The sequence below is a fragment of the Ruegeria atlantica genome (assembly GCF_013032505.1).
Classification (GTDB): domain Bacteria; phylum Pseudomonadota; class Alphaproteobacteria; order Rhodobacterales; family Rhodobacteraceae; genus Ruegeria; species Ruegeria atlantica_F.
In genome coordinates, this window is record NZ_WQCG01000002.1 from 40,497 (window position 1) to 67,134 (window position 26,638).

The following is a 26,638-nucleotide window of genomic DNA, read 5'->3' on the forward strand; positions in this document are numbered from 1 at the left end:
CCAGTTCAAGAGGGGGTCACACCATAGTGATAATGGGAAAAATTCCCATTATTGATCACATTCGATCACATTTTGAACACGAAAGCGTTGAATTCGTTAATTCTAGGAAGATGTTATCAGCTACCAACCTGTGACGAGTGCCCAGATGTCGAATGAACCCAAACCTCCCCTTGAAGCCGCGCTGTCTGCGTTGCTGGTCCCGCTGGCGCAGGCAATGGTTGCGCATGGGGTTACGCTTGGAACCGCAACCGAAGCATTGAAACAGGCCTTGCTGACGGCAGCCGAACAAACTGCGGACGAAAAGCTAAGCGACAGTCGCGCCAGCCTGTTGACGGGTCTGCATCGCAAGGATGTCAAACGCCTGCGAAATACTGGTGATGATGCCCCCAAGAAGCGCAGCTCCAATGCGGCAGCTCTGGTCATCAGTTACTGGTCGACTGCCCCTGAATTTCTGGATGAAACGGGTGCCCCTCGGGTGCTGAGTCGTAAAGGCGACGAAACTGGTCCGGGATTTGATGACCTGGTGCGACGCACGCGGGTGGACATGGCGCCTGGTACCGTTCTGGAAACACTGATTGACCAAATGAGCGTGGAGCATGGTGAAAAGGGGCAGCTTCGTTTGGTATCTCAAGCATTTCTTCCAACTGCTGGTAGTGCTGAACAAGTCGCGGCCTATGAGGCAACGCTGTCCGCACATTTAGAGGCGGCAACGCAGAACCTGTTGGCAGAACCGGACGCACCTCGCAATTTCGACCGTGCAGTGCGGTATTCACATCTGTCGCCAGAGTCGATTGACGAATTGCGCCAACTTTCGTCTGAGCGGGCGCAATCGTTGTTGCAAGAGGTCAATACTCTCGCCCGGGGGTTGCAGGAAAAGGAGAGTGACGGCGGACACAGCGGTCGGTTTGCAATGGGTGTGTTTGTCCTGCCCGCACCGCAGCAGCCGCAAGGCAAATTCACGGAAGAGGATGAGTAAGTATGGATGTGTTTCTTCGTGTGCTCGCGACATTGCTCATTGTGTCTTGGCTGTCCGCTCCGAGTAATGCAGAGGACAACGCCAAAACCGAGCGCGAAGGCGGTATTATCGGTACGGGTATCGTTGGGACAATTACCCATCTGGGCAGCATCCATGTGAATGGGCAGCATATTCTGTTCGACGACGAGATGCAGGTTGCCGGTTCGGTGCCCGTGATTACTGCGGGCGAGTTGAAGCCGGGTCACACCGTTGCAGTCATAGCGACTCGGGATAATGGCGGGTGGCACGCACAGAATATCCGGCAAGTCCTGCCCTTGGTCGGACCTGCGACGGCTGTGCGGGACGGCTTGGTATCAGTTCTTGGGACCGAAGTTACAGTCGCAGGTCGTGCTGACATTCAGGTTGGCGATTGGGTCGCAATCAGCGGGTTGTGGGAAGGTCAGGCTGTGCGCGCCTCACGCATCGAAAAACTGACAAACACCGAGCATCAAGCAAGGCTGTCGGGCACTTACCTTGGGCTTGACGCTCAGGCCCGAGCATTGATCGGAGCAAGCGCTATCAATGGATTTGAACCGCAACATCTGTCACCCGGTGACCTTGTCCGCGTGATCGGACAGCCAACACCGGATGGGATCAAGGCAGAGCGGTTGGAAACAGGTTTGTTCGCCGGTGCGGTCGGCGTTGTTCAGGTTCAGGGCTATTACTCTGCACCTCAGCCTAGTGGACTTTATACGGTTCTGGGAAGCGGCATGGTCGCCTATAGCGATCAACCCGAAATGATCGACCCGAATACCCGTGTTATCCGCTGTGGCGATGGCAGTGATCTGGTAGATTCAGGCAACGCTGAAATCTTTGGTCAGCTGGGGTGTTGAAGCCCGCGATCCCGTCTTGACCTTCATATGATGCCTTTGAACTGAATAGAACTGGCGGCACCCTTGATCTGTACTGGGCTTCCAATACTGGGCTTCCAATCCTTACGGGGCACATCAAAATTTCGAGGACACGAAAGCGTGTCAGAAATGAAACTCGAGGTTACTTGCCCCAGAGGCAATACTGAACTTATCGTCTCACACACGTTAGGTGCCCTGCGGGCAGCGCTGGGCAATTCCTCTGATCGAGCAAGTTTTTGAGAAGGTAGGCCAGATGTCTGAAAGCAACCCATCGCGCGACGTCGCACTTAGCCAGGCGCAATCCGACAGCTATTGGGAGGACGGTTTTCTTTTCCCGCTGACCATCTTTTCCGAGGAAGAGGCCGCTGAAACCCGCGCAGAACTTGAGCGGATTGAGCAGGAATGGCTTGACGCAGACCTGCCATTGCCGTTGAACACTTACAAACGCGTCAACGCGCATCTGGTGATGCCGCTTGCGGCCAGGGTTGCGATGGATTCCCGCGTGCTGGACGTGGTCGAAGGCGTTTTGGGCCCGGATATTATGGTCTGGTCAGCTGAATTCTTTATCAAAGAGCCACACACAGCTCATACCGTAGGCATGCATCAGGATCTAACCTATTGGGGAATGGGCGAAACCCCGGATCAGATCACTGCGTGGATCGCGTTGTCTCCGGCAACGGTAGAAAGTGGATGTATGGATTTTGTGCGTGCCAGTCACAAGAACCCGATCCTTCCTCATAAGGATACGTATTCAGACACCAATCTTCTGTCGCGCGGCCAAGAGGTTGCTGTGGATGTCGCCGAGGAAGATAAAACCCACATCGAACTGGCACCAGGGCAAATGTCGCTGCATCATGGGCTGACGATCCACGGATCTGGTCCCAATCAATCCGATGACCGGCGCATTGGTCTTGCGATCCGATATCTCAACCCAAATGCCAAACAACTGGTGGCAGAACGCGACTATGCAATGCTGGCGCGCGGTCAGGACGGCCAAAGCAACTTCGTTCACGTCCAGCCTCCAACCGAGTTGTTTTCTGCGGACGCGTTGGCGCTGTATGAAAAGGTTCGCAACGATCAAAGCAAAGCTCTGGCGGAAGGCGCAAAGGGATCCGTGCCGTTATATGCGTCGTCCTGAAACGCTTGCGCCAATGGTATCCAACGTCTGTGAAATCAAAGCCTGACGGCGGCGTAGGGTTGCATTCAGGGGTATATTGCTGTTTCTGAAACTGCAAAAGCAAATCAGATACTCTCGGATCGCGGCTATGACAAAAACGGCATTGGTGACTGGAATTACGGGGCAGGATGGATCTTATCTTGCCGAGCTTTTGCTGGAAAAAGGGTATGAAGTTCACGGGATTAAGCGCCGTGCGTCTTCGTTTAACACGCAGCGTATTGATCACATTTATCAGGACCCGCATGTGCCAAATCCGCGCCTGCACCTGCATTATGGTGACCTAAGTGATACATCCAATCTGACCCGCATCATTCAGGAGGTTCAGCCGGACGAGGTTTATAACCTTGGTGCCCAGTCCCATGTGGCGGTCAGTTTTGAATCGCCGGAATACACCGCTGATGTGGACGCGATTGGTACCTTGCGTCTGCTAGAGGCGATCCGGTTTCTGGGTCTTGAGAAAAAGACGCGCTTTTATCAGGCGTCCACGTCAGAACTGTACGGATTGGTCCAAGAAACGCCGCAGCGCGAGACAACGCCGTTTTATCCGCGTTCCCCTTATGCGGTGGCCAAGCTGTATTCCTATTGGATTACAGTGAACTACCGCGAAGCGTATGGCATGTATGCCTGCAACGGTATCCTGTTCAATCATGAAAGCCCACGCCGGGGCGAAACCTTCGTGACGCGCAAGATCACCCGTGGTCTCTCCAACATTGCCCAGGGTCTTGAGAGCTGCCTTTACATGGGCAACATCGACAGCTTGCGCGACTGGGGGCATGCAAAGGATTACGTTCGGATGCAATGGTTGATGCTGCAACAGGACGCCCCCGAGGATTTCGTTATCGCAACAGGTGTTCAGTACTCGGTCCGCCAATTCATCGAATGGTCTGCCGCTGAGCTGGGTGTGACGCTTGAATTCTCGGGCGAGGGCGTGGACGAAGTTGCCACCGTCAAATCTGTCGAAGGCGATAACGCCCCTGCATTAAAGTCAGGTGACGTGATCATGCGCATTGACCCGCAGTATTTCCGCCCGGCTGAAGTGGAAACATTGCTTGGCGATCCTTCGAACGCCAAAAACAAACTGGGCTGGGAGCCGGAACTGACCGTTCAGCAAATGTGCGTTGAAATGATCACCGAGGACCTGAAGACTGCTAAACGCCATGCTTTGCTGAAACAGCATGGTTACGAAATGCCGGTCTCTCTGGAAAATGGCTGAGGCGCGCGGCATGCGTAAGATCTATGTGGCCGGGCATCGGGGCATGGTTGGTGGAGCAATTCTGCGCCGCTTGCAAGCTCGCCAGGCGGCGGGCGAGGCGTTGGAGCTTGTGACCCGGACGCATTCCGAGCTTGATCTGGCCAATCAGGCCGCTGTCCAAGATTTCATGCAGTCCGAGCGACCGGATGTCGTCATATTGGCGGCGGCTAAAGTCGGTGGAATTTATGCCAACAACAGCTATCCGGCGGACTTCATCTACGAAAACCTGATGATCGAGTGCAACGTGATCCATCAGGCATTTATCGCTGACGTAAAGAACCTGCTGCAATTGGGCAGCTCCTGCATCTATCCGCGCGCTGTGCCACAGCCAATGCGTGAAGATGCTCTGTTGACCGGTGTTCTAGAGCCGACAAACGAACCCTACGCGGTGGCGAAGATCGCAGGTATCAAACTGTGCGAAAGCTACAATCGGCAACACGGTGTGGACTACCGTTCGGTAATGCCGACTAATCTCTATGGGCCCGGCGACAATTTTCATCCGGAAAACAGTCACGTCTTGCCCGCGCTGATCCGCCGATTTCACGAGGCGCAGAGAGATGGTCTCGAAGAGGTTGTCATTTGGGGGACCGGCAAACCCCGGCGCGAGTTTCTGCATGTTGATGATATGGCCGAGGCGTCTCTGTTTGTACTGGACTTGCCTCGTGAAGTGTACGAGGCCAACACCCAACCCATGCTGAGCCATATCAATGTGGGATGTGGGGAGGATGTTTCGATCGCAGAACTGGCGGCGATGGTGGCAAAGGTGACCGGGTTTGCTGGGCGAATTACACAGGATGCCAGTAAGCCGGATGGTACCATGCGAAAGCTAATGGATGTTTCCCGGTTGGCGGACATGGGATGGCGCGCGACTATCGGGCTGGAATACGGTATTCGCGAAACATATGCTTGGTTTCTGGAGCAAGCCGAGGCAGAACTTCGCGCGAAATGACCGCCCGAACCAAGATCCGGGCAGTCGGATGGATCAGAACCAGCGCCCTATGGCCATGGCCGTTGCAGGTAATGTTGTCGCATCAGAAGCAGACGAGAGAACTTTGTAAACGACTTGAGCTTCGGACACTCCATCAAATCCGATAAACCTGCCGGTCGCACCCCCGCTGCCGCTGACTGCCGGATTGGCGCTCGCAGCAAAAGGCGCCGGGAAAACCCAGGTTTCGGATGCGCTTGCGTACAAGGCACCTTCGGTATTTGTACAGGCCACAGCATTCAGCGTGGCGGTACAGATCTGAGTGCCATCAGCAAACCGGACAAACTCACCATTCGCTGTGGTTCCTCTTTCAATAACAGCGCCCGTCGGGGTTCCACCATTTTGGGTGACTGACCCCAGTAGATTGCCGGGTCCGTAACCATAGTCAGCCCGCATTAGGCGCCCCGCAGTTGTGTCTTCCGCGCTGTTTTGCACGGCCGTGCCAGTAGCAACCCCGGACGTTGGATCAAAGCTCAGGGCCTCGGACCAATTGCTGCCATCCGGCGAGACCTTGATGGACAAACCCGTGGTCCCGGACAGACCCATTTCCGCATGTCCGGTCCAGTTGGATTGAAACAAAAGGGATGCGGTTTCGCCCGCATTTGCCTTGTTGATCTTCAGTTGATGCCCGGCCCCTTCGTGGCTCAGCAACGTCGCCGGGGCGCGCACCGACAGCCGGTTGGTTGTGTCGTGCCCTGTGGCGATCCCGATGCCAGGCAGATTTTGCGTCGCGGTTGCGGGCTCGACCCATGCCGATCCGTTCCAGACTTTCAAGCGTTCATTCTCTTGGTCCCACGCACGCCATCCCATTTCGGGCGTTATGAAATGCCAGCCATTGTCCAACCAGGCAGCAAGTTCGGCTGCATGGCCTGACCAATCCCCGATGGGTGCCGATCCAAGAGCGTAAAGTTGCCCCTGTGCTGGCACAGAGGGTGGGGTCGTGGCATCAGTAGACATGACACTTAGCTGGACGACCAGATCCAGGCGTCTTAGGGCTTCGTTATGCGTGACGTGCTTTTGCGCCTGCGAAGGTTGCAGGAATGGCAGGTTCAATTTGGGCGAATTTTGGGACAAAGAGCATCCTCCGTTGGCTGTCGGATCGACAATTGCATTGCGCGCTAAACTGCCGCGCCGCAAATAAACTCCGCCTGACCTAAACGAACGCTCGGTTAATGTTGTGCCAAAGCTTTCCCTGAATGGTGGGCGTATAATCGCACGGTGTTTTTCAAAACGAAAAAAGGCAAACTGCGGTGTTTGCAGTTTGCCCCTCAATTCATACTGTTCGTCCCGTTTAGGGGGCCGCAGTTTTTAGCTACTGAGCTGCCTGACCTGTGACGATAACGTCGTGCAGATATTCCTGCAGATCCTCGCGAAGGTCATCGCGTGCCAGCGCAAATGCAACAGTCGCCTGCAGGAAACCAGCTTTTGATCCGCAGTCAAACCGCTGGCCATCAAATTTATACCCGAAGACAGGGACACCGTTTCTGATGTCTTCGGCGATGGCGTCCGTCAGTTGAATCTCGCCTCCGCTGCCCAGCTTGTTCTGATTGAGGTTGTACAGAACCGATGGACGCAGAATGTAACGGCCGATAACTGCCAGGTTTGACGGCGCTTCTTCCGGTTTCGGTTTCTCGACCATTCCGCGCGCGCGTACTGCTGTGCCGATGTTGTCGCCCACATCCAGAACGCCGTAAGAGCTTGTCTTCTCCGGAGGGACCTCCATGGTGGCAACCATGTTGCCGCCGGTTTCCTCATAGGCCTCAATCATCTGCTGCAAACAGGGTTTTTCCGCTGCGATAACGTCGTCGGGCAGCATGACCGCAAATGGCTCATCTCCGATCAGGCGACGCGCGCACCACACGGCGTGACCCAACCCCAAGGCTTTGTGCTGCCGGATATAGGCAATTGCCCCGCTTTCCATGTTGGTGGCATTCAGTGTTTTTAGCAGTTCGTCTTTGCCTTTTTCCTTAAGCGATTGCTCAAGGATCTGATTATGGTCAAAATAGTCCTCAAGCGCCGATTTCCCGCGCGACGTTACAAAAATGAATTCGGTAATACCGGCAGCCCGGGCCTCGTCGATTGCGTATTGAACCAGCGGGCGATCAACCAGGGTCATGATTTCTTTAGGCACTGATTTTGTCGCGGGCAGAAAACGAGTGCCGAGACCTGCAACCGGAAAAATCGCCTTTGTGACCTTACGTGCCATGCTACCTCTCAGCAAAATGTCTTGTCCGAATGAATGCGTTTTGTTGACGCCACCTCATAGTGCGCGCGGCTAGAACAATCAACGCAATTAGGCAATGCGAGCCAAGTTGGAGAAATCGTGCCACCGTTGAATTGGGAAGTCAAAATACCGTGTTCAAAACGGCCAGACTATAGCCTCGGTTGCTGCACTAAATTAATATAAAAAGCGCTTTTCAGCGTATATTGGCTTCAAAGGGGAAACAATTATTAGCCCTTGATATTGCCAGGAGGAACCTGCCCCGAACGCAAGAACTTGCTTCGGGGCAGGAAGGTCATGCCTTACCCATGATTGCTTCGAGCGAGTCGTGCTCGGCCACAAAATGATCAGGTTTTACCTCACTAAGTTGCGGAACATAGTCAGTCTCGCCAGCCGCCAAACGGCTGGGTAGAAACCGCAACGCGGCCTTCGGATCCATCGGCGAAGGCAGCTCGCCCGGCAGTTTCAGCCGTGTTCGACTGCGTTCAACGTCTGGGTCCGGAATGGGAACCGCCGAGATCAGCGATTTCGTGTATGGGTGGATCGGATCGGAACAGATCACTTCTCCGTCACCCAACTCCACGATCCGGCCCAGATACAGAACCATGATCCGGTTCGATACAGCGCGTACCACGGAAAGGTCATGACTGATGAAGATCATCGAAAGACCAAACTCCTGCTGCAACTCGCGCAACAGTTCCACGATTTGCGCCTGAATCGACACGTCCAATGCCGACACTGCTTCATCACAGATAATCAGCTTGGGTTTGTTGATCATCGCCCGGGCAATGCCGACACGTTGGTTCTGACCGCCCGAAAGCTCGTGCGGATATCGGTTGATCATGTTGGCTTTCAGGCCGACCCTCTCCATCATTTCGGAGACCAGCTTTTTGCGTTCGCGCTCAGTTAGATCAGGGCGATACGTTTTCAGCGGTTCGGCAATCGAGGCCGAGATGGTCATACGCGGATCGAGGCTGGCCAAGGGGTCCTGGAAAACGATCTGTAAGTCCTTGCGGTACTTGTTCAGTTCGCGCCTTTTCAGGCCAACAATGGGATGGCCCAACCAACTGACGTTGCCCGCGCTGGGTTCGATTAATTGCAGAACAGCCCGCGCCAGTGTTGACTTACCGCAGCCGGACTCTCCCACAACGCCCAGCGTTTCGCCTTTGCGGATATCAAAACTTACACCATCAACGGCTTTCAGCGGGACTTTGTGCCCAAACAAGCCGCCCGAAACATGGATTGGAAAGTGCACTTTGACATCGTCGACCTTCAGCAAAGGGTCATCAACCTTATCAAGAGCCTTGGGCGCGTCGCCGGCATCAATGCGCGGCATCGCTTCAAGCAACGTTCGTGTGTATTCATGCTTCGGCGCACGGAAGATTTCGCGCGTCTCACCAGCTTCAACGAATTGACCCAGACGCATGACCTGAACGCGGTCGCACATACGCGCGACGACGCCCATGTCATGTGTGATCAGGGCAATCGCCGTGCCTTCGTCCTTTTGCAGGCGTACCATCAGGTCCAGAATGTCGGCCTGAACGGTCACATCCAGCGCTGTTGTGGGTTCATCCGCAATCAACAGCTTTGGGTTACACAGCATGGACATTGCGATCATCACGCGCTGGCGCATTCCGCCTGACAGTTCGTGGGGATATTGGTCCAGCCGCCGTTTGGCCTCGGGGATGCGTACACGGTCCAGCCATTCCAGGCAGCGCGCCCGAGCAGCCGAACCTTGCAACCCCTCGTGAACCTGCAGAACTTCGCGCATTTGCTGGCCGATCCGCAGGTGCGGGGTCAGGGCGGTCAGCGGATCCTGAAAGATCATGCCGACATCGTCGCCACGGATCTGGTTCAGCTTGTTGACAGGCAGGTTCAGAATTTCCTGGCCATTCAGCATGACAGAACCGGTCGCTTGCCCCGCAGGTGGCAGCAGGCCCATCGCGGCCATGAAGGTCTGGCTTTTACCCGACCCGCTTTCGCCCACGATACCCAGGCATTCGCCCGGATTGATGTCAAAACTGATGCCTTTAACGGCTTCGACTACGCCATCGGCGGTGTTGAACTGGACGCCCAGGTTTTTTACGGAAAACAGGCTCATATCAGCGATCCTTCGGGTCCAGAGCGTCACGCAGGCCATCACCAATGAAGAACATGGTTATGATGATTGCGACATAGAATGTCAGCGGGAACAACAGTTGCCACAAGGTGCCATAGCCCATCGTCCCGGCCCCTTCGGCGATCAATCGACCCAGCGACGTGTAGGGTTCTGAGATCCCAAGACCGAGGAAAGAGATGAAGCTTTCCGTCAGGATCATTTCCGGTACCAGCAGCGAGGCATAAACAATCACCACGCCCAGAAGGTTGGGCAGGATATGGCGATACATAATGGTGAACTCGCTAACCCCAGCTGCGCGAGCGGCCTCAATGAACTCGCGATTTTTTAGAGTCAGGGTCTGGCCTCGAACAATCCGTGCCATCGTTAGCCAGCCAACCGCGCCAAGTGCGATAAACAGCATGACGAACGATCGACCCGCGACAACCAGCAACAGGATGATGACCAGCGTCGCCGGAATGGCCAGCAGGATATCGACGAAGCGCATCATCACGCCATCAGTGCGGCCACCGATATAGCCCGCGGCAATACCGTAGCAGGTACCAACGATCAGGGCCGTAGCGGCACCGATCAGACCCACAAGCAATGATGTTGTCGTCGCCTGAATGACGCGGCTGTAAAGATCACGCCCCAGATCGTCGACGCCGAAGAAATGTCCGGTCTCTACCGACGGCATTCCCATGCCGCGAACATCGCCCATGACATTCCAGTCGATTTCCTCGTTGCTCCATACGGCAAAGTAAGGGCCAATGATTGTGAACAACACGATCATTGTCAGAATGAACAAGCTGGCCATGGCCGCCTTGTTGCGAACAAAACGCATCCGTGCGTCCTGCCAAAGTGATCGCCCCTGAATGACCGTGTAATCGGTGATGTCTTCGGCCAAGTGGGCGGCTTTTTGTGATTTACCAAGCATTGCCAGCCCCTCAGTAACGGATTTTCGGATCGAACCAGGCATAGGCCAGGTCGGTCAACAGGTTCACCAGAACGGTCAGGACGCCATAAAGGATCGTGACCCCTAACAGCACTGCGTAGTCACGCGACAGCGCGGACCCCACATAGGCTTGCCCCAATCCGCCGGTAGAGAAATAGATGTCCACAAAGACCGAACCGGTCAGTACATAGACGAAAACCGGGCCCAGATAGGACACGACAGGCAACAGAGTGGGTTTTAGCGCATGACGCCAGATCACGGTTCTGGTTGGCAGACCCTTGGCGCGGGCCGTGCGGATGAAGTTTGAGTTTAGAACTTCCAGCATCGATGACCGCGTGATCCGCGCAATGGATCCCATATACGAGGTGGCAAGCGCGATAACCGGCATGATCAGATACGGCCACTGACCGCCATTCCAGCCACCGCCCGGCAGCCATCCGAGCCACAAGGTAAAGGTCAGGATCAGGATTGGGCCCATGATGAAGTTCGGCAGCGCCTGTGCTGCGATGCCCAGACCAACTGCGAAATAGTCGATCCAGCTATTGTGCTTGATGGCAGCAGCAATCCCAAGGCTGACACCGACAAAAGTAGCAACAAGAAACGACAGCGATCCATAGGTCAGCGAAATCGGGAAACCCTGCGCGATGATGTCATTCACATCACGGTCCTTAAACTTAAAGGACGGGCCGAAATCAAAATGCACGACGATGTTGTAGAGATAGTCCCAAAGCTGTTTCCACAGCGGCTGATCCAATCCGTACCGCGCCTCGATATTGGCCAGAACCGCGGGCGGCAGAGGCCGTTCCGAGGTGAAAGGCCCACCTGGCGCGAAGTGCATCAAAAAGAAACTTGCAACGATCAGCAATAGGATCGTTGGGACGGCCATTAACAACCGCCGGACGATATAGGCAAGCATTTCATGCCCCCAATTATTGGCATTGCCCCGAAGAAAACTCCGGGGCACTGCATGGTCTAAGGATGATTATTCGGCGGTTTTGTAGAGGTTCTTGGAATACCAGTTCTGCTCTACGTTGTTGACCGGCCAGTTACCGACATCGCTGTCCATCATGTAGACGCCAGCATAGTGATAGATCGGGATAACGGGGGTCTCTTGCGCGATAATGCGCTCGACCTCGGTGTACAGAGGTGCAGCATCGTCAGAAGTTTTAGCTTCGGACAGCAGTTCATCAACGCGGGCGTTGTTATACTTGCCGTCGTTATAGCCAGAATCCGACTGCAGCAGGTCGAGGAAGGTCGACGCTTCGTTATAGTCGCCACACCATGCGCCACGGGCCAGATCGAAGTTCTGGTTTCCGCGTTCTTCTAGGAAAATCTTCCATTCCATGTTGGCCAGTTCAGCGTTTACACCCAGCTTTTGCTTCCACATCTGGCTCAGCGCCACGGCAACCTTTTTGTGCGCTTCCGAGGTGTTGTAGACCATCTCGAAGCTCAGCGGGTTGTCGGGACCATAACCAGCCGCGGCCAGCAGTTCCTTGGCCAGTTCGTCACGCTCTGCCTGAGACATCGACGCCATTTCTACGTCCGGAACGTCAAAGCCTGCGGTCGCTGCCGGTGCAAAGGTGTAAGCCTGTGGTTGTCCACCAGCCATGATGTTTTCAGTGATGATTTTACGGTCAACGGCCAGCGACAGCGCCTGACGGACATTCGGGTCCTTAAAGGCTTCGGGGCCGCCATCGGACAGGTTAAACGTGTAATAGTAGTTACACAGACGCGGGAAGCTGATCGCCTCTTCCGGGTGTTCTTTTTGCAGACGCGGGAACTGACCGGCGGGAACTTCGGTGCGATCCAGCTCACCTGCCAGGTAACGGGTCAGAGCAACGTTTTCATCGTTGATGACCAAGGCGACAACCTTTTCGATGATGGTGTTGTCATTGTCCCAATAGTTCTCGTTCCGCTCACGGACCGAACGTTCCTGCGGCAGATGCTCGGTCAGAACATAAGCGCCATTCGATACGATGTTTTCAGGTTTGGTCCACGCGTCGCCGAACTCTTCAATGACTTTCTGCGGGGCAGGGAATGTGGTCGAGTGTGTGGTCATCTGCGGGAAGTACGGCAGCGGCGCGCTCAGTTTGACCTCAAGCGTTTTGTCGTCGATGGCTTTAACGCCCAGATCGTCAGTCGGTTTGTCACCTGCGATGATTTCCGATGCGTTCTCGATCGACATCAGTTCCATGAACCACGCATAAGGCGAGGACAGGGCGGGATCGACGGCGCGCTTCCAGGCGTATACAAAATCGCCTGCTGTCACCGGATCACCATTCGACCACTTCGCATCGTCGCGCAGAGTAAAGGTGTAGACGTCTTTGGTGTCGTTGGTTGTAAAGCCGGTCGCAACACCAGGAATCAGGTTACCGTCTTCGTCCTGGTTCATCAGGCCTTCGAAAAGGTCACGAACGATCTCGGCGCCGGATACATCTTCAACAACCTGAGGGTCGACTGAGCTGTGCTCGTCAAGAATACGATAGGTAAAGGTCTGGTCATCCGCCAGCGCTTCGCCGGTTTCTGGATGGGTTCCGGCGGCAAAGGCAGCGCCTGTAATCATGGTCGAGGTCAGAAGCCCCGCAAGAGATGTACGAAAATACTTGTTCATGTGTTTCAACTCCCGTTTTTTTCGGCGACCCACGCGCATCCTTTCAGGATGGCTGAGGACCACCATGTTTGTCCGACCCATAAAGAGACCGGGACTGGTTCGAATTTTGCTTTTTCAGATCGCAATGAACACCGCGTCGCAGTCTTTCGGTTTGCAGTCGGGAACGTGTTTGCAAAAGTCGCCTTTCACTGATGCCGAACGTGGCATTATTTCAAAAAAGGTTAAAGCCTTTGCCTGAAAATTGAGCAACCAGAGGTGGATTGTGAATGGAAACGGGGTTCAGTCGGAAATATTATACTGAAACATGTGGGGTTCGTGACATTTTCGTGAAGGGGTTCGATTTCAGTTGAGCGCTTACCGTCGGGTCACATGCAAACAGGCCGCCGGTAGCAGGGCGAATCGCTAACGGGTCAACGCAGTCTTCAGGCGCGCATTTGGAAAACAGGTCGGAGACAGATCATTCGCCAGCTGCCAACGCCCGATCGAACGGCGGGTCTTGAAGCCGGGTAGGCCATCCGCCCCTCCGACGTCGTGGCCTTGTTGTTCCAGTCTGCGCTGCATGGCTGCGATATCGGATCGGTACATGGCGTCAATCCTGCCCCAACGGCCTGAGAAATCCCCGACACCGTACTGTATGCGGTCCCCGACATGCCCAACGAACAAGGCGTACAGATCGCTTTTGTTGTATTCCTTGAGGACATAGAAGTTGGGCGTAACAACAAAGGCGGGACCGTTTCGCCCGGCGGGCATCATTAAATACCCTTCTCCGGACAGTTCATGATTTGGAAATGGTTTGCCCGACACGCGCTCAATACCCATTCCATTCCAGTCTCGAATGGGTCTGCCTTGATCGGGGCCTTCCAGTGCGCAGGAGATGCTGTCCGGTACTGTGACTTCGAACCCCCAATCGCGCCCCGTTTGCCAGCCATGCTTCGCCAGATAGTTCCCGATGGAAGCAATGGTATCCTCGGCCGAGGTCCAAATATCGGCATTTCCGTCCGCGTTCCCGTCGGTCGCATAGGTCAGAAAATTGGACGGCATGAATTGTGGCTGGCCCAAAGCGCCCGCCCAGCTGCTTTTCATTACTCCTGGCGGCGCATCGCCCGCTTCTGCGATTTGCAGCGCTGCGATCAGCTCTTTTGTGAAATAGTCAGCACGGGTGCTCATGAACCCTTTAGTGCCCAGCACCTGGAAGGCGTTGTGCCGAATAGGGACTTGCCCATATCCGCTCTCACGTCCCCAGATGGCCAGAATGATGCGGGCCGGAACGCCGGTTTCGGCTTCGACACGCGACAAGGTTGCTGCGTGCCGCCGGGCCATCTGCCGCCCGACTGACGTGGCACCTTGAACCGAACCCGCACTGAAATAACGACCCGGAGATCCAAATTCAGCCTGCTTTTGATCTTTGGGAGTTTTGGTCGGTTGTCCCGGCGGCACGAGATCAGGCAGTTTCCAATTGAGAGTGACACCGTCAAATGCTTGCTGCATTGTGCGTCTGGATACGCCCTTGGCCCGCGCCCTTGGCCAGACGGTTTCTTGCAACCACGATTGGAATTGTTTTTCAACCGCAGCACGATCTTGCGCGGTTGCACCAGTAGTTAGGCACCAAAAACCCAGGACGAAAATGATCCATCGCATCGCCCAAGGTCTGGCTTGGCCAGAGCGGCAAGTCAACAGCGGCTTTCCTGCAATTTGTCTGTGCCTATACCCGCTGGTGGTCTGGGTTCGTCGCGGAACGTTGGGCCTTTAGGAAAAAACCTTGAGAAATTTCATTTGTCTGCCGATAGTTGGCCCGAGAGGTTGGTTCAGGAGGATAAACAGGCGTGGCTCTTTTCCGAATGTCACCAAAGGCGATGCAATTCGTGATCGCCACCGCGGCTCTCTCTGTAACGGCCCAGGCTGCTTGCGCCAGTGACAGTTTCATGGACCCGCAGGGTCCGATTGCCTCTGTCCAAAAACTTCATCTTTTCCGCGCAACAGCCCTGATCCTTTTGGCCGTGGTTCCGGTTCTTGTTTTGGTGCCGCTGATCGCCCTCCGGTACCGGCGACGCAAGGGTGGCGATGCCGTATATCGGCCCAAATGGGATTTCTCTGGGAGGCTGGAGTTCGTCATGTGGGGCGTGCCAGTCCTGATTGTCGCGCTGCTGTCCTTCTATCTTTGGAAGGCGACCCACCGGTTGGACCCATATTCGGATCGCTTTGGCGAAATGCCTGCGCTGAACGTTCAGGTCGTCGGATTGGATTGGAAATGGTTGTTCATCTACCCCGATCTGGGCATCGCCAGCGTTGGAGAGCTGGGTATTCCGGTCAAACAGCAGGTCGCCATGACGCTGACGACCGATACCGTGATGCAGTCCTTCATGATTCCGGCTTTGGCAGGTCAGATTTACGCAATGCCTGGTATGACCACGGAATTGCATATCGTGTCGGATGTGCCCGCCACAATGCAGGGCGAGAACACGCAATATAACGGGCGGGGGTTCACCAAACAGAAGTTCCAAACCGTTGCCATGTCCGCCGAGGAATTCAACGAATGGGTCGACAAGGTGCGCAGCAACAGCATTGCGCTGAACGACGAAACTTACCGCATCTTGGCTATGCGATCGGATCGGGACGAGGTCCAGGCCGCGTTGGGAACTGCGCAAATGCCAGATAACGCGTTATATTTCACGCTGGAGGACAACAACCTGTTTAGCTCGATTGTGCATCGGTATCACGGCGGCAAGGCCCTGACCGCAGACCAACAGCCGGGGACGGTAGAATTCGGGCAGGAGGCACAGCGATGACCACCAATGGGTCTGGCTTCTTTGGCCGCTTAGACTGGGACGCGTTTCCGATTGCAGGGCTTATACAGAATCCCAACACGAACGAAATTGTCGCCAATGCGGCGGCTGGGATCGTAATCGTCGGCGTCATTGCCGTTGTTGGAATACTGACGTGGTTCCGCCTGTGGGGACCTTTGTGGCGCGAGTGGTTGACCAGCACGGACCACAAGAAGATCGGCATCATGTATATCGTCTTTGCAATTGTCATGCTGGCGCGTGGCGTGTTGGAAGGCGTTGTGATGCGAGCTCAGCAGGCGGCGGGGCCAGGCGATGGCTTTCTGGAGGCCGAGCATTTTGCCGAGCTCTTCAGTACTCACGGAACCATCATGATCTTCTTCGTCGCCGTACCATTTGTGTTCGGTCTTGCGAATTTCCTGATACCGCTGATGATCGGCGCGCGCGATGTGGCTTTTCCCGTGATGAACCAGATCAGTCTTGGGCTGACCGTCTCGGCCGGGATGATGCTGATGGTCTCGCTTGTGGTGGGCGAGTTTTCGACCGGCGGCTGGACAGCATATCCGCCATATACCGGAGCTACGTTCAATCCCGGTGTCGGTCCGGACTACTGGATCTGGGCCATCGTCGTGTCAGGCATCGGCACCACACTTACAGGCATCAACTTTGCCGTCACCATCTATAAACTGCGCGCACCGGGCATGAAGTTTATGCGCCTGCCGATGTATTGCTGGACAATCATCTGCAGCTCAATCCTGATCGTCTTTGCCATGCCGCCTCTTGGGGTTGCCGCATTGATGCTGGCAGCTGACAGGTATTTGGATTTTCATTTCTTCACCAACGACCTTGGTGGAAATATGATGAACTATGCCAACCTTTTCTGGTTGTTTGGCCACCCTGAGGTTTATCTGTTGGTTCTGCCAGCTTATGGCATCTATTCCGAGGTCTTTGCGACGTTCTCGGCCAAGCGCTTGTATGGCTACAATTCACTGGTCATCGCCACCATGTCGATTGCAGTGCTGTCGTTCACCGTCTGGCTGCACCACTTCTTCACTATGGGCCAAAGCGCGCTGATCAACGCCGTCTTTGGCATTGCCACCATGCTGATCGCAATCCCGACCGGTGTGAAAGTCTATGACTGGATGGCGACGCTGTTCCGGGGACGTATCCGGTTTTCGGTGCCCATGCTTTATGGGCTGGCTTTCCTGATGTTGTTTGTGATCGGCGGGCTTTCCGGTGTGATCCTTGCGAACCCAACAGTTGATTATCAGGTCCACAATACACTTTTTCTTGTCGCCCACTTCCACAACGTGCTGCTGCCCGGGGTGCTGTTTGGGTTGCTCGCCGGCTACAATTACTGGTTCCCCAAGGCTTTCGGTTTCCGCCTCAACGAATTCTGGGGCCGAGCTTCGGTTGCGCTGTGGACTGTCGGCTTCATGCTGACCTTCCTTCCATTGTACTTTGTCGGCCTGATGGGCATGCCACGCCGGTCATTCAGTTGGGAGGACCCAAGTTTTCACCCATACATGATCGTCGCCGTTGTCGGCGCATTGATCATATTGGCTGCTTTGCTGTCAGTGGTCATCCAATTGTGGGTCAGTATTCGCGAACGTGAAAAGACCCGCGTTCCGGTCGGCGATCCTTGGGATGCGCGGACATTGGAATGGTCGATTCCGGCCCCACCACCTCCGTATAATTTTGCAATCATCCCTCATGTGACCGATCGCGATAACTTCGCCGCCGCGAAAGAACGTGGCAACGCGTACCCGGCGCCCGATGCCTATGAGGACATCTCGGTGCCGCTCAACACCGGAATAGGTTTCCTTCTCTGCGTGCTCAGCGGGGTTTGGATGTTTGCGCTGGTGTGGTGGATCTGGTGGCTGGCAGCATTGATGACACTCTTGATGCTTGCGTCCTTTATAGCATGGACGTTCAAAGCCGAAACAGAGCGCGTCATTCCGGCAGAAGAGGTGCGCAAGAAGCACGAAGCCTGGTTGGATCTGGTTCACAATTCCACGCCTGTCGACCGCGATCACGAAACAGCTCCGGAAAACCGCGGACTAGCCTGCCCTGATCTGGAGGCCGTGACATGAAACGCGCGCCTACACACAGCTACCCCGGTCTGAACCTCGGACGTCGGCACGCAAGTGCTGACAGGGCAAGCGAAGTCGTTACCTTCGGCTTCTGGGTCTTTCTGATGAGCGATCTGGTTTATTTCGGACTGATGTTCGCGATCTACATCACGATGATTGATGCACAGGCCGGCGGACCGGGGCCACACGAACTGTTCGACCTACAAAGCATCTTTGCCCAGACACTTATTCTTTTGACCAGCAGCCTCACCGTGGGTCTGGCGATGCTGGCGCTAAAATACAACCTTCCGCGATGGCGGATCGTATTCTGGTTCTCCGTTACACTGCTATTGGGTCTCAGTTTTCTGGTTCTGGAAATCCGCGATTTCATGGCGATGGCCGAAAAAGGCGGTATCCCTCAGCGCAGCGGTTTTCTGTCAGCATTTTATGGGTTGGTGCCCTTACACGGATTGCACGTTGCAACCGGGTGCCTATGGTTAATCGTACTTGGTATCCAGCTACGGATCTTCGGCCTGACCGATCTGCTGATGTCACGCGTGGTGCGGTTGGCGCTGTTCTGGCACTTTCTCGACCTGATCTGGATCGGCATCATCACAATCGTCTATTTCGGGGGGCTGACCTATGGATAAACGCAGCGAAATGCATCGCCGCGAGCGTCGCCGTTATGTAATCGGCTACGGTGGGTCTCTTTTGTTGACCTTTGCCGTTTTCGGAATCGCTTATCGATACGGCATTGAAACAAAAGGCGTCTACCTTGCGATCAGCCTGCTTGGGCTGGCGCAGCTGATCGTACAATTGGTCTATTTTCTGCATATCGACCGACGTCGCAGTAGTCGCGAGGATCTCGATCTAATTCTGTTCTCCACACTGGTGCTGCTGATCATCATTCTTGGAACGGTTTGGATCATGGGTAATCTGGCGGTTCGGATGCACACCTTTCCAATGTGACATCTGACTGAGCCGAACGAAGGGGACGGGTTTATGAAATCTCTCAAGGTCATCGGTGCTGCGGTCATTGTGGGCGCAATTGCGGCTGGTCTTTTGGTGTATTGGCGGCATCAGGAACGTTACCCTTCGACCGACGATGCCTATGTGGGGGCGAACATCATCTACGTGGCGCCACAGGTCACCGGTCAGGTTGCCGAAGTGCTTGTGATTGAAAACCAGCCGGTCAAAACAGGGGACTTGTTGTTCACGATCGACGATACGCAATTCAAAGCTTCGGTCGATCAAGCCAAGGCCAACCTCGATAGCGCGGTGCAGCAAGCGCAGTCTTACAGTACACAGATCGCGGCCGCACAAGCGGTGGTCGAAAGCACGCAGTCGGCTTACAATACCGCGCAAAGCAATCTGGAACGTGCTAAGGCTTTGTTTTCAGATGGTGATCTGGCACAGGCATCACTGGATCAGTCGAGTTCGGAATTTGCGCGCGCCGCAGCGCAACTTACCACAAGCCAATCCGCTCTATTGGCCTTGCAAAGTGGTCTGGCGGCCAAACAGGACGATATACTGTCATCGCAAGCCCAAGTGGAAATTGCGCAGGCCAATCAAAATTGGACCAAGATCTTTGCATCGGCAGATGGGTGGATCGCCAACCTGACCCTTAGACCTGGATCTTCGGTTTCAGCCAACGCGCCGCAGTTTTCCATAGTCGAGTCGTCTGATTGGTGGGTAGACGCCAATTTCAAAGAGACTTCTCTGCCACGAATACGTCCGGGTCAGCAGGTCACGGTAAAGATCGACATGATGCCGGGCGTCACTCTGACAGGCAAGGTTGCGTCAATCGGACGGGGGTCGGGAGATACATTCTCACTGTTGCCATCCGAGAATGCCAGCGGAAATTGGGTCAAGGTCACGCGGCGCTTTCCAGTGCGGGTGGAGCTTGACCCGACGGACGCACCATTGCGCGTAGGTGGCAGCAGCAAGGTGACCGTGGACACCACCACGCCGCAGGCCCAAAAATGACGTCTTCGGCGGCAAGCCACGTCAATCCGGTGATAGTGGTTGCAGTTGTTCTAAGTGCTATTCTCGAGGTGCTGGACAGCACAATCGTGAATGTCGCGTTGCCCCATATTCAGGCAGCCTTTGGTGCAACAACCGATCAAGCCACGTGGATTCTGACCAGCTATATCGTTTCTGCCGTTGTGGTCATGCCACTGACCGGTTTTGTTGCCCGCCGCGTCGGCCGTCGACGCCTGATCCTGACCGCCGTGACCGGCTTCGCGACGATGTCGGTCATGTGTGGCCTGTCCTGGAGCCTTGAGACAATCGTCGCTTTTCGCCTTGCTCAAGGCATGTTCGGCGCGTTTCTGATCCCGTTGTCCCAATCTATATTGTTCGATGCGTTCCCCCGCGAAAAGCGCGGGCAGGCGATGGCGGTCTTCGGTTTGGGGGTCGTCGTAGCTCCGGTATTGGGGCCTACGGTCGGGGCGATCCTGACCGAATATTTTTCGTGGCGCATGGTGTTCTTCGTGAACCTGCCGGTGGCTGCGATGGCGTTGCTTTTGCTGGCCGGAGAGTTGCCGGACGATGAAACAGAAGAAGTCCGCATCGATTGGACCGGCCTTGCCCTTCTGGCCATCGGAATTGGCTGCCTTCAATTTTTTCTGGATCAGGGAGAAACCAAAGACTGGCTGTCATCGCGGGTCATTCAGGTTGCTGTCATCGCGTCGATTTTGGGCGCGCTTGGGTTCATAATTCATGTTCTGACCACCGAGAAGCCGGTAGTCGATTTGCGGTTTTTCGCGGATCGCAATTTTGCGCTGTGTAATCTGGTCATCGCCGGATTTGCGATTTCCCTTTTTGGAGGTATCGCGATCCTGCCGACTTTCGTTCAGAATCTGCTGGACTATCCAGTCATCACATCCGGACATCTGTTTATACCGCGAGGCGTCGCGGCGGGGCTGTCGATGGTCCTGACCGGCGCAGTTCTGGTCACGCGTTTTGACCCGCGCGTTCTGGCTGGTTTGGGCATGTTTCTGACGGCCGTCAGCAATTTCATGATGGGCAGGCTCAACATGGATGCAGGTTTTTGGGAACTGGCCTGGCCAGGAGCAGTAAGTGGTCTGGGTATGGGACTGGTGTTTGTGCCAATGTCGATTTTGGCTTTCGAGAGCATCTCGAAGACCCGTCAGGACGAAGCATCCGGCCTGTTCAATGTGACCCGCCAGCTTGGGTCATCGGTTGGTATTTCTCTGGTGGGCACTTGGGTCGTTCGTGGGCTTCAGACAAACACAGCTGTTCTCAGTCAAAACGTGACGCCCTATAACCCGGCCGCACAAGCCTATCTTGCGCCCCTGAACTTGACACCGGATAGTGCAGAGGGGGCCGCCATTCTGGGGCAGGAAATTGCGCAGCAGGCTGAATTGATTTCGTATCTGACCGTATTCAACAACCTTGGGCTTTTGGCATTAGCAACCATTCCGCTGCTGCTCTTTTGTAAGGCACCGAAACCGGGAACGCAGGCGTCAGTGCCCGCACATTAACGCATTAGGAACAGGCCAAAAGCCAGGGACGCCCAGCACAGACCCAAGCTTAGCAGTATATTGCCCGCCGCCAACGCGATGGTTCTCTCGCGCCTTAATTCCAGCGATTGATAGGCGAAACTAGAAAAGGTCGTGAAGCCCCCGCAAAAGCCAAAGACAAGGCGCCTTTCTTCTTCGCCCATCTCAGTTGACCCGCCGAGATATCCGATCCACAGACCCAGCAGCAGGCTGCCCAGAACGTTTACAATCAGGGTCGAAAACGGCAGGTCATGAACAACCCGCAAAGCGATCCAGTGGCGCAAAACGGCACCCAATCCGCCGCCTAACCCGAACATGGCATGCAGGAACAACTCGCTCATTTCGAAGCCCTCTGCAGGTGAATGCGTCGACCGATGGCTTCACCCAGAATAGCGGCGGCCAGACCTGCTGCGATCTCCAACGCCGCGGCCGAGGCCGCCGCCCAGATGTTGGCCATTGCCAACCGCTCCAAATCGGCAACAAAAGAGGAAAAAGTCGACAAACCCCCGCAGAACCCAACTGCGCCGAGATGAAGCACATGGGCATGGACACGGTTTCGCACCGAATACAGCCAACCAAGTACGAAACACGCCACGATATTGATGCCAAAAGTCTGCGTCAGCCATCCAGCACCAGGTATGTTCACCGAAAAAAGCTCGCGCAGCAACGATCCTGTTGCGCCACCAACGAACACGGCTGCGAACATCAATGCCGTGGTCCGAACATGCGTTCGTTTTTGTGTCACGGCCTGTCGTCCTGCCCATATCCCGTTACCTTGGGGATAATAGCTGACGTTACTCGGATCAACCGTGACCAACCACTTGATCACATTTCACATCTTCGCCCGATTACGTGAATGGCGGCACAATCACTTGCAATCTAACGGTGATTTGCCCCACGTTTGGCGAAGGCCTCACCTGCCATAGCCGGCTGGAAACCACGCGACCCTGGGAGAGCACGAATGATTGTACGCAGACTCTATTACTTCATTACTTATGTTTGTCTGCCGCTGACGCTGTTGTGGGGGTTTTTTTGGCCACCCGCGCATTGGTTTCTGGTCGTGCTCATTCCGTACGCAGTGATCGGCCTTTATGATATGCTGACGACCAAGCACAACGTGCTGAACAACTATCCGGTCCTGGGGCATTTTCGGTACATGCTGGAATTCGTCAGCCCGGAGATCCGGCAGTATTTTGTGGAAACAAACGAAAGCGGTCGCCCTTTCAACAGGATCGTGCGGTCTTTGGTCTACTCGCGCGCCAAGGGGCAGGTGGATACGCAGGCCTTTGGTACGCAGTACGACGTTCTGACAGTCGGATACCATCGGGCGAACCATTCGCTTGCCCCCAAGCATGTGGACGAAAGCGAGGAACGGATCACACTGGGTGGGCCGCAATGCACGCAACCATACAGTGCCTCTCGGCTGAATGTATCGGCCATGAGTTTTGGTGCGCTTAGCGCTAATGCTATCCGCGCGCTAAATGGCGGGGCAAAGGATGGGGGGTTTGCGCATAACACCGGAGAAGGCGGACTGTCCCCGCATCATCTGGCCGAGGGTGGAGACATCATCTGGCAGATCGGAACAGGCTACTTTGGCTGCCGCACGTCCGATGGTGGTTTCGACAAGGACCTGTTTGCCGAAAAAGCCAAAAAGGACGTCGTAAAAGCGATCGAGATTAAGCTTTCGCAGGGAGCCAAACCTTCACATGGAGGGGTGTTACCTGCCTCAAAAGTAGATCAGGAGATTGCCCAAATTCGCGGCGTACCCGAACATCAGGACGTAATATCTCCGCCCATTCACTCGGCCTTCGAAGGTCCGACAGGGTTGATCCATTTTGTGCAACATCTGCGGGAAATGTCTGGCGGCAAGCCGATCGGATTCAAACTGTGTATTGGCAGACCGTCGGAATTCATGGCGATTTGCAAGGCGATGTTGGAAACCGGCATTCTACCGGATTTCATCACGATTGACGGCGCCGAAGGCGGTACAGGTGCCGCTCCGGTCGAATTCACCAACCGTTTGGGCATGCCGTTGAACGAAGCGCTGATCTTCGTCAATAATTGCCTGCGTGGCGTTGGTCTGCGCGACAAAATCCGGATTATCTGTTCGGGTAAGGTGGCCACAGGCTACGATATGGTCGAAAAATTCGCGCTGGGGGCAGATATGTGCAATGCGGCCCGTGCGATGATGTTTGCCGTAGGATGCATTCAAGCGTTGCATTGCAACACGAACCGCTGCCCATCCGGCGTAGCCACTCAGGACCCAATACGGGGCAGGGCAGTCAATGTTCCCCAAAAACGCCAGCGCGTACACCGCTTTCACGATGCGACCCTGGAAAGTTTCCGCGAGCTTTTGGGCGCGATGGGCAAAGATAAGGTGTCAGAGCTTCGACCGATAGATATTCGTCGTCGAACGGCAGACGAACGCGAACGGTCATACGCCGAACTCTATACGTTCATCGACGAGGGTGTGTTGCTGACCGACCAAATACCGTCTGACTTCGCCGCCGATTGGAAACTCGCCTCGGCAGACCGCTTCTAATTTTTTTGCAACGTTGCCAAGGATTGACGTTTTCGATCCGTCATACTCAGTGTGATGCGTATGAAAACATCGGATGAGGACCTGGCCAGAGCCGCAGCGGGCGGGGACGCTGAGGCGTTTGCAACCCTGTTGCAGCGCCATTATGACCGGGTTTTTCGTCTGGCTTTTCGCCTGACAGGACGGGCTGATCAAGCCGAGGATCTGACACAGGACATATGTGCGGCACTACCCGCCAAAATCATTGGTTTTCGAGCGCAGGCCAAGTTCACAACTTGGCTTTATCGTGTCGTCGTCAACGCGGCCGAGGATGCGCGACGTCGCCAAGCAAGTCACAGTCGCGCTGCCGCAGGGTGGGGGGATGTGGAACAGATGCGACGAGCAGAGGCTACTGAAGCGGCCGAAGCGGTGGATTGGTTGCAACGCGCAATGCGGTCGCTGCCGCCCGAGTTGCAGGACACTCTGGCCCTGACACTCGAGGACGGAATGACCCACGCCGAAGCTGCCGCAGTTCTGGGTGTGTCCGAAGGCACTGTGTCCTGGCGCATGTCCGACATTCGAAAACGTTTGCGCGCCCAGCGACAAGAGGAATTGGCACAATGACCGATGATCTTGATGACTTTAAAGCTATGATGGATGCCGCGACGCCGGAACCAGATGCTAAGCGGCGAGCAGAAAATCTGAAACTGGCGCAGAATAATTTCGTCCACAGCCAAGGATCACGCGTTGTGATGCGTCCGACTGTTAAGCGAGGCCCTTTGGCCCGCATGACAGAAGGAGCGAAATCCATGTTGAATGCTATCTCACATCGCGGTGTCCTGACCGCCACAACTGCAATCGCCGCTGTTGCTTTGGTAATGATCGTGCCCCAATCCCGCGACATCGTCGTGCAACCGCTTTCGCGCAGCGAAAGCCCCGTTTATGAATCCGAAGCGGATTCTGCGGTGTTGGAAGAACCCGTCATTGCGGCCCCGGCCATGGTTGAAGAGTATGCCGCTCCCGCCCAATCTAAAGTAGCCGCTCCTCAACAAGGCATTGCAGACTTGGGTTTTGAAGATGGCGCGCGTTTTGGTATCGCGACGGGCGAATCTGCCCAAAAAACGGTTCGACCAGATGTGGGAAGCCTGCCATTGCCGGATACTGAGGCTTTTGCAAACGCCGAAAACAACCCTCTGAAAGTCACCAACGAAGAACCTGTCTCCACCTTTTCGATCGACGTTGATACGGCCTCATATTCGATCGTACGGTCATCATTGATGCGAGGTCAGCTTCCGCCAAAAGATGCCGTCCGTGTTGAAGAGATGGTTAACTATTTTCCCTATTCGTATCCCGCACCCGAAGGCGACGCACCGTTCCGGCCTACGATCACTGTGACGCCGACTCCTTGGAATGAAGGAACTCAGCTTGTGCATATCGGCATCCAAGGGGCGTTGCCGCAGATTGTGGACCGGCCACCGCTGAATCTGGTCTTTCTGGTCGATACGTCCGGGTCCATGCAGGATGCCAGTAAACTGCCGCTGCTCAAGCAATCGTTCCGTTTGATGTTGTCGGAGTTGCGCGCCGAAGACGAGGTTTCAATCGTGACATATGCTGGCAGCGCCGGACAGGTGCTGGAACCCACTTCGGCCGCTGAGCACGACAAAATCCTGGGTGCGCTCGACCAGCTTGAGGCGGGTGGTTCGACCGCTGGACAGGCCGGATTGCAGCAGGCTTACTTCGTGGCCGAAGGTATGGGGGCCGATGGTGAGGTCACCCGGGTTGTTTTGGCAACGGATGGGGACTTCAATGTCGGCTTGTCTGATCCTGACGCGCTGAAAGACTTCATTGCTCGTAAACGCGACAGCGGAACATTTCTGAGTGTTCTGGGTTTTGGGCGAGGCAATCTGGACGATGCCACAATGCAGGCCCTTGCGCAGAATGGAAACGGACAGGCCGCGTATATCGACACGCTGAGCGAGGCGCAAAAGGTTCTGGTAGATCAGTTGACAGGCGCTTTGTTCCCAATCGCAAACGACGTCAAAATTCAGGTCGAATTCAACCCGGCGCAAATCGCCGAGTATCGCTTGATCGGATATGAGACGCGCGCGCTGCGGCGCGAGGATTTCGCTAATGACAAAGTGGATGCCGGCGATATCGGTGCCGGCCATTCGGTTACTGCGATTTACGAGGTCACGCCTGTTGGTTCAGATGCGATCCTGAACGATCCATTGCGCTATAGTGCCCAACCGGTTCGGGATGGCTCGGATGAGATAGGGTTCTTCAAACTGCGCTACAAATTGCCAGGATCCGAAAAGAGCCAGTTGATCGAGCAGCCCATTTTGTCGACACAGGGCGAGCCTACGGACGATGTACGCTTTTCTTATGCAATTGCCGGTTTTGGGCAGTTGTTGCGTGGAGCAGATTATTTGGGCCGCTGGTCCTATGAGGACGCGATCAAATTGGCGAATGCGGCGCGTGGTGAAGACCCCTTTGGCTACAGGGCCGAAGCAGTCACGCTTATGCGGCTTGCGCAAACGCTGACGCGGTAAAAGCAAGAAATAGGCGCTGCCTCGTTCAGCGCC

At 55.2% G+C, this 26,638-nt stretch carries 23 protein-coding genes; 14 read left to right on the top strand and 9 right to left on the bottom strand.

Translation table 11 applies throughout. The features are described 5' to 3' along the window. Positions 1-145 precede the first annotated feature (145 nt). The 5 genes from GOW92_RS07490 (at position 146) to fcl (ending at position 5,244) form a co-directional block, all read left to right on the top strand. Positions 146-976, top strand: a complete 831-nt coding sequence (locus GOW92_RS07490; RefSeq protein ID WP_170559464.1) for a DUF6502 family protein — start codon at positions 146-148, stop codon at positions 974-976. Positions 977-978: 2 nt separating this feature from the next. Beyond that, positions 979-1,848 carry a DUF5666 domain-containing protein gene (locus tag GOW92_RS07495; protein WP_170559466.1) on the top strand — a complete coding sequence of 290 codons (870 nt, stop codon included), beginning with the start codon at positions 979-981 and terminating at the stop codon, positions 1,846-1,848. 271 nt (positions 1,849-2,119) lie between these two features. After that, the gene (locus GOW92_RS07500) at positions 2,120-3,004 is read left to right on the top strand and encodes a phytanoyl-CoA dioxygenase family protein (protein ID WP_170559468.1); all 885 of its coding nucleotides are present in this window, start codon (positions 2,120-2,122) and stop codon (positions 3,002-3,004) included. A 127-nt stretch (positions 3,005-3,131) separates the two neighbouring features. Further along, entirely contained in the window at positions 3,132-4,256 is a 1,125-nt protein-coding gene (gene gmd / locus GOW92_RS07505) for a GDP-mannose 4,6-dehydratase (protein ID WP_170559470.1), read from the top strand. Between the two features lie 10 nt (positions 4,257-4,266). Continuing rightward, a complete protein-coding gene (gene fcl, locus GOW92_RS07510) occupies positions 4,267-5,244 on the top strand; it encodes a GDP-L-fucose synthase (RefSeq protein WP_170559472.1) in 978 nt (325 codons plus the stop codon). Between the two features lie 33 nt (positions 5,245-5,277). Here the strand turns inward: fcl and GOW92_RS07515 are convergent, their stop codons facing one another. The 7 genes from GOW92_RS07515 to GOW92_RS07545 all read right to left on the bottom strand — a co-directional run bounded on the left by GOW92_RS07515 (position 5,278) and on the right by GOW92_RS07545 (position 14,800). Then, positions 5,278-6,354 carry a DUF2793 domain-containing protein gene (locus GOW92_RS07515; protein ID WP_170559474.1) on the bottom strand — a complete coding sequence of 359 codons (1,077 nt, stop codon included), beginning with the start codon at positions 6,352-6,354 and terminating at the stop codon, positions 5,278-5,280. Positions 6,355-6,592: 238 nt separating this feature from the next. Beyond that, positions 6,593-7,486 (bottom strand): UTP--glucose-1-phosphate uridylyltransferase GalU, encoded by an 894-nt coding sequence (gene galU / locus GOW92_RS07520; protein WP_170559476.1) that lies wholly within the window; start codon positions 7,484-7,486, stop codon positions 6,593-6,595. Between the two features lie 310 nt (positions 7,487-7,796). After that, positions 7,797-9,602 (bottom strand): ABC transporter ATP-binding protein, encoded by a 1,806-nt coding sequence (locus GOW92_RS07525; protein WP_170559478.1) that lies wholly within the window; start codon positions 9,600-9,602, stop codon positions 7,797-7,799. 1 nt (position 9,603) lies between these two features. Beyond that, positions 9,604-10,533: an ABC transporter permease subunit gene (locus GOW92_RS07530; protein WP_170559480.1), complete on the bottom strand. Its 930-nt coding sequence runs from the start codon at positions 10,531-10,533 to the stop codon at positions 9,604-9,606. Positions 10,534-10,543: 10 nt separating this feature from the next. After that, positions 10,544-11,467: an oligopeptide ABC transporter permease OppB gene (gene oppB, locus GOW92_RS07535; RefSeq protein WP_170559482.1), complete on the bottom strand. Its 924-nt coding sequence runs from the start codon at positions 11,465-11,467 to the stop codon at positions 10,544-10,546. Positions 11,468-11,533: 66 nt separating this feature from the next. Next, the gene (locus GOW92_RS07540; protein WP_170559484.1) at positions 11,534-13,162 is read right to left on the bottom strand and encodes a peptide ABC transporter substrate-binding protein; all 1,629 of its coding nucleotides are present in this window, start codon (positions 13,160-13,162) and stop codon (positions 11,534-11,536) included. Between the two features lie 402 nt (positions 13,163-13,564). Then, positions 13,565-14,800 carry a lytic murein transglycosylase gene (locus GOW92_RS07545; RefSeq protein ID WP_170559486.1) on the bottom strand — a complete coding sequence of 412 codons (1,236 nt, stop codon included), beginning with the start codon at positions 14,798-14,800 and terminating at the stop codon, positions 13,565-13,567. Between the two features lie 185 nt (positions 14,801-14,985). Here GOW92_RS07545 and GOW92_RS07550 point away from each other — a divergent pair, with 185 nt between their 5' ends. The 6 genes from GOW92_RS07550 to GOW92_RS07575 are packed head-to-tail and all read left to right on the top strand — an operon-like array spanning position 14,986 to position 21,520. Next, positions 14,986-15,948 (top strand): ubiquinol oxidase subunit II, encoded by a 963-nt coding sequence (locus GOW92_RS07550; RefSeq protein ID WP_170559488.1) that lies wholly within the window; start codon positions 14,986-14,988, stop codon positions 15,946-15,948. Then, entirely contained in the window at positions 15,945-18,035 is a 2,091-nt protein-coding gene (locus GOW92_RS07555; RefSeq protein WP_170559490.1) for a cbb3-type cytochrome c oxidase subunit I, read from the top strand. The genes GOW92_RS07550 and GOW92_RS07555 overlap by 4 nt, the downstream gene beginning before the upstream one ends. After that, positions 18,032-18,664 (top strand): cytochrome c oxidase subunit 3, encoded by a 633-nt coding sequence (locus tag GOW92_RS07560; RefSeq protein WP_170559492.1) that lies wholly within the window; start codon positions 18,032-18,034, stop codon positions 18,662-18,664. The genes GOW92_RS07555 and GOW92_RS07560 overlap by 4 nt, the downstream gene beginning before the upstream one ends. Then, entirely contained in the window at positions 18,657-18,983 is a 327-nt protein-coding gene (locus GOW92_RS07565; protein WP_170559494.1) for a cytochrome o ubiquinol oxidase subunit IV, read from the top strand. The genes GOW92_RS07560 and GOW92_RS07565 overlap by 8 nt, the downstream gene beginning before the upstream one ends. Before the next feature lie 33 nt (positions 18,984-19,016). Then, a complete protein-coding gene (locus tag GOW92_RS07570; RefSeq protein ID WP_170559496.1) occupies positions 19,017-20,000 on the top strand; it encodes an HlyD family secretion protein in 984 nt (327 codons plus the stop codon). Beyond that, complete coding sequence (locus tag GOW92_RS07575) at positions 19,997-21,520, top strand: DHA2 family efflux MFS transporter permease subunit (RefSeq protein WP_170559498.1); 1,524 nt, start codon at positions 19,997-19,999, stop codon at positions 21,518-21,520. Before GOW92_RS07570 ends, GOW92_RS07575 begins: the two co-directional genes overlap by 4 nt. Here the strand turns inward: GOW92_RS07575 and GOW92_RS07580 are convergent. Together GOW92_RS07580 and GOW92_RS07585 are read right to left on the bottom strand one after the other, a co-directional pair. Then, positions 21,517-21,879, bottom strand: a complete 363-nt coding sequence (locus tag GOW92_RS07580) for a fluoride efflux transporter FluC (RefSeq protein ID WP_170559500.1) — start codon at positions 21,877-21,879, stop codon at positions 21,517-21,519. The genes GOW92_RS07575 and GOW92_RS07580 overlap by 4 nt on opposite strands. Next, the gene (locus GOW92_RS07585; RefSeq protein WP_368040262.1) at positions 21,876-22,283 is read right to left on the bottom strand and encodes a CrcB family protein; all 408 of its coding nucleotides are present in this window, start codon (positions 22,281-22,283) and stop codon (positions 21,876-21,878) included. The genes GOW92_RS07580 and GOW92_RS07585 overlap by 4 nt, the downstream gene beginning before the upstream one ends. Positions 22,284-22,499: 216 nt before the next feature. Between GOW92_RS07585 and GOW92_RS07590 the strand changes: the two genes are divergently transcribed. From GOW92_RS07590 to GOW92_RS07600, 3 genes are read left to right on the top strand one after another with little or no spacing between them, the layout of a single operon-like run. Further along, positions 22,500-24,080, top strand: a complete 1,581-nt coding sequence (locus GOW92_RS07590) for an FMN-binding glutamate synthase family protein (protein WP_170559502.1) — start codon at positions 22,500-22,502, stop codon at positions 24,078-24,080. A gap of 60 nt (positions 24,081-24,140) precedes the next feature. Then, entirely contained in the window at positions 24,141-24,680 is a 540-nt protein-coding gene (locus GOW92_RS07595) for an RNA polymerase sigma factor (RefSeq protein ID WP_170559504.1), read from the top strand. Then, positions 24,677-26,605: a vWA domain-containing protein gene (locus GOW92_RS07600; RefSeq protein ID WP_170559506.1), complete on the top strand. Its 1,929-nt coding sequence runs from the start codon at positions 24,677-24,679 to the stop codon at positions 26,603-26,605. The genes GOW92_RS07595 and GOW92_RS07600 overlap by 4 nt, the downstream gene beginning before the upstream one ends. Positions 26,606-26,638: the final 33 nt, after the last annotated feature.

Coding starts and splice junctions, on each gene's coding strand:
- GOW92_RS07490 (WP_170559464.1), top strand. CDS start 146: ATGTCGAATGAACCCAAACCTCCCCTTGAAGCCGCGCTGTCTGCGTTG.
- GOW92_RS07495 (WP_170559466.1), top strand. CDS start 979: ATGGATGTGTTTCTTCGTGTGCTCGCGACATTGCTCATTGTGTCTTGG.
- GOW92_RS07500 (WP_170559468.1), top strand. CDS start 2,120: ATGTCTGAAAGCAACCCATCGCGCGACGTCGCACTTAGCCAGGCGCAA.
- gmd (WP_170559470.1), top strand. CDS start 3,132: ATGACAAAAACGGCATTGGTGACTGGAATTACGGGGCAGGATGGATCT.
- fcl (WP_170559472.1), top strand. CDS start 4,267: ATGCGTAAGATCTATGTGGCCGGGCATCGGGGCATGGTTGGTGGAGCA.
- galU (WP_170559476.1), bottom strand. CDS start 7,486: ATGGCACGTAAGGTCACAAAGGCGATTTTTCCGGTTGCAGGTCTCGGC.
- GOW92_RS07525 (WP_170559478.1), bottom strand. CDS start 9,602: ATGAGCCTGTTTTCCGTAAAAAACCTGGGCGTCCAGTTCAACACCGCC.
- GOW92_RS07530 (WP_170559480.1), bottom strand. CDS start 10,533: ATGCTTGGTAAATCACAAAAAGCCGCCCACTTGGCCGAAGACATCACC.
- oppB (WP_170559482.1), bottom strand. CDS start 11,467: ATGCTTGCCTATATCGTCCGGCGGTTGTTAATGGCCGTCCCAACGATC.
- GOW92_RS07540 (WP_170559484.1), bottom strand. CDS start 13,162: ATGAACAAGTATTTTCGTACATCTCTTGCGGGGCTTCTGACCTCGACC.
- GOW92_RS07545 (WP_170559486.1), bottom strand. CDS start 14,800: ATGCGATGGATCATTTTCGTCCTGGGTTTTTGGTGCCTAACTACTGGT.
- GOW92_RS07555 (WP_170559490.1), top strand. CDS start 15,945: ATGACCACCAATGGGTCTGGCTTCTTTGGCCGCTTAGACTGGGACGCG.
- GOW92_RS07560 (WP_170559492.1), top strand. CDS start 18,032: ATGAAACGCGCGCCTACACACAGCTACCCCGGTCTGAACCTCGGACGT.
- GOW92_RS07565 (WP_170559494.1), top strand. CDS start 18,657: ATGGATAAACGCAGCGAAATGCATCGCCGCGAGCGTCGCCGTTATGTA.
- GOW92_RS07570 (WP_170559496.1), top strand. CDS start 19,017: ATGAAATCTCTCAAGGTCATCGGTGCTGCGGTCATTGTGGGCGCAATT.
- GOW92_RS07575 (WP_170559498.1), top strand. CDS start 19,997: ATGACGTCTTCGGCGGCAAGCCACGTCAATCCGGTGATAGTGGTTGCA.
- GOW92_RS07580 (WP_170559500.1), bottom strand. CDS start 21,879: ATGAGCGAGTTGTTCCTGCATGCCATGTTCGGGTTAGGCGGCGGATTG.
- GOW92_RS07590 (WP_170559502.1), top strand. CDS start 22,500: ATGATTGTACGCAGACTCTATTACTTCATTACTTATGTTTGTCTGCCG.
- GOW92_RS07595 (WP_170559504.1), top strand. CDS start 24,141: ATGAAAACATCGGATGAGGACCTGGCCAGAGCCGCAGCGGGCGGGGAC.
- GOW92_RS07600 (WP_170559506.1), top strand. CDS start 24,677: ATGACCGATGATCTTGATGACTTTAAAGCTATGATGGATGCCGCGACG.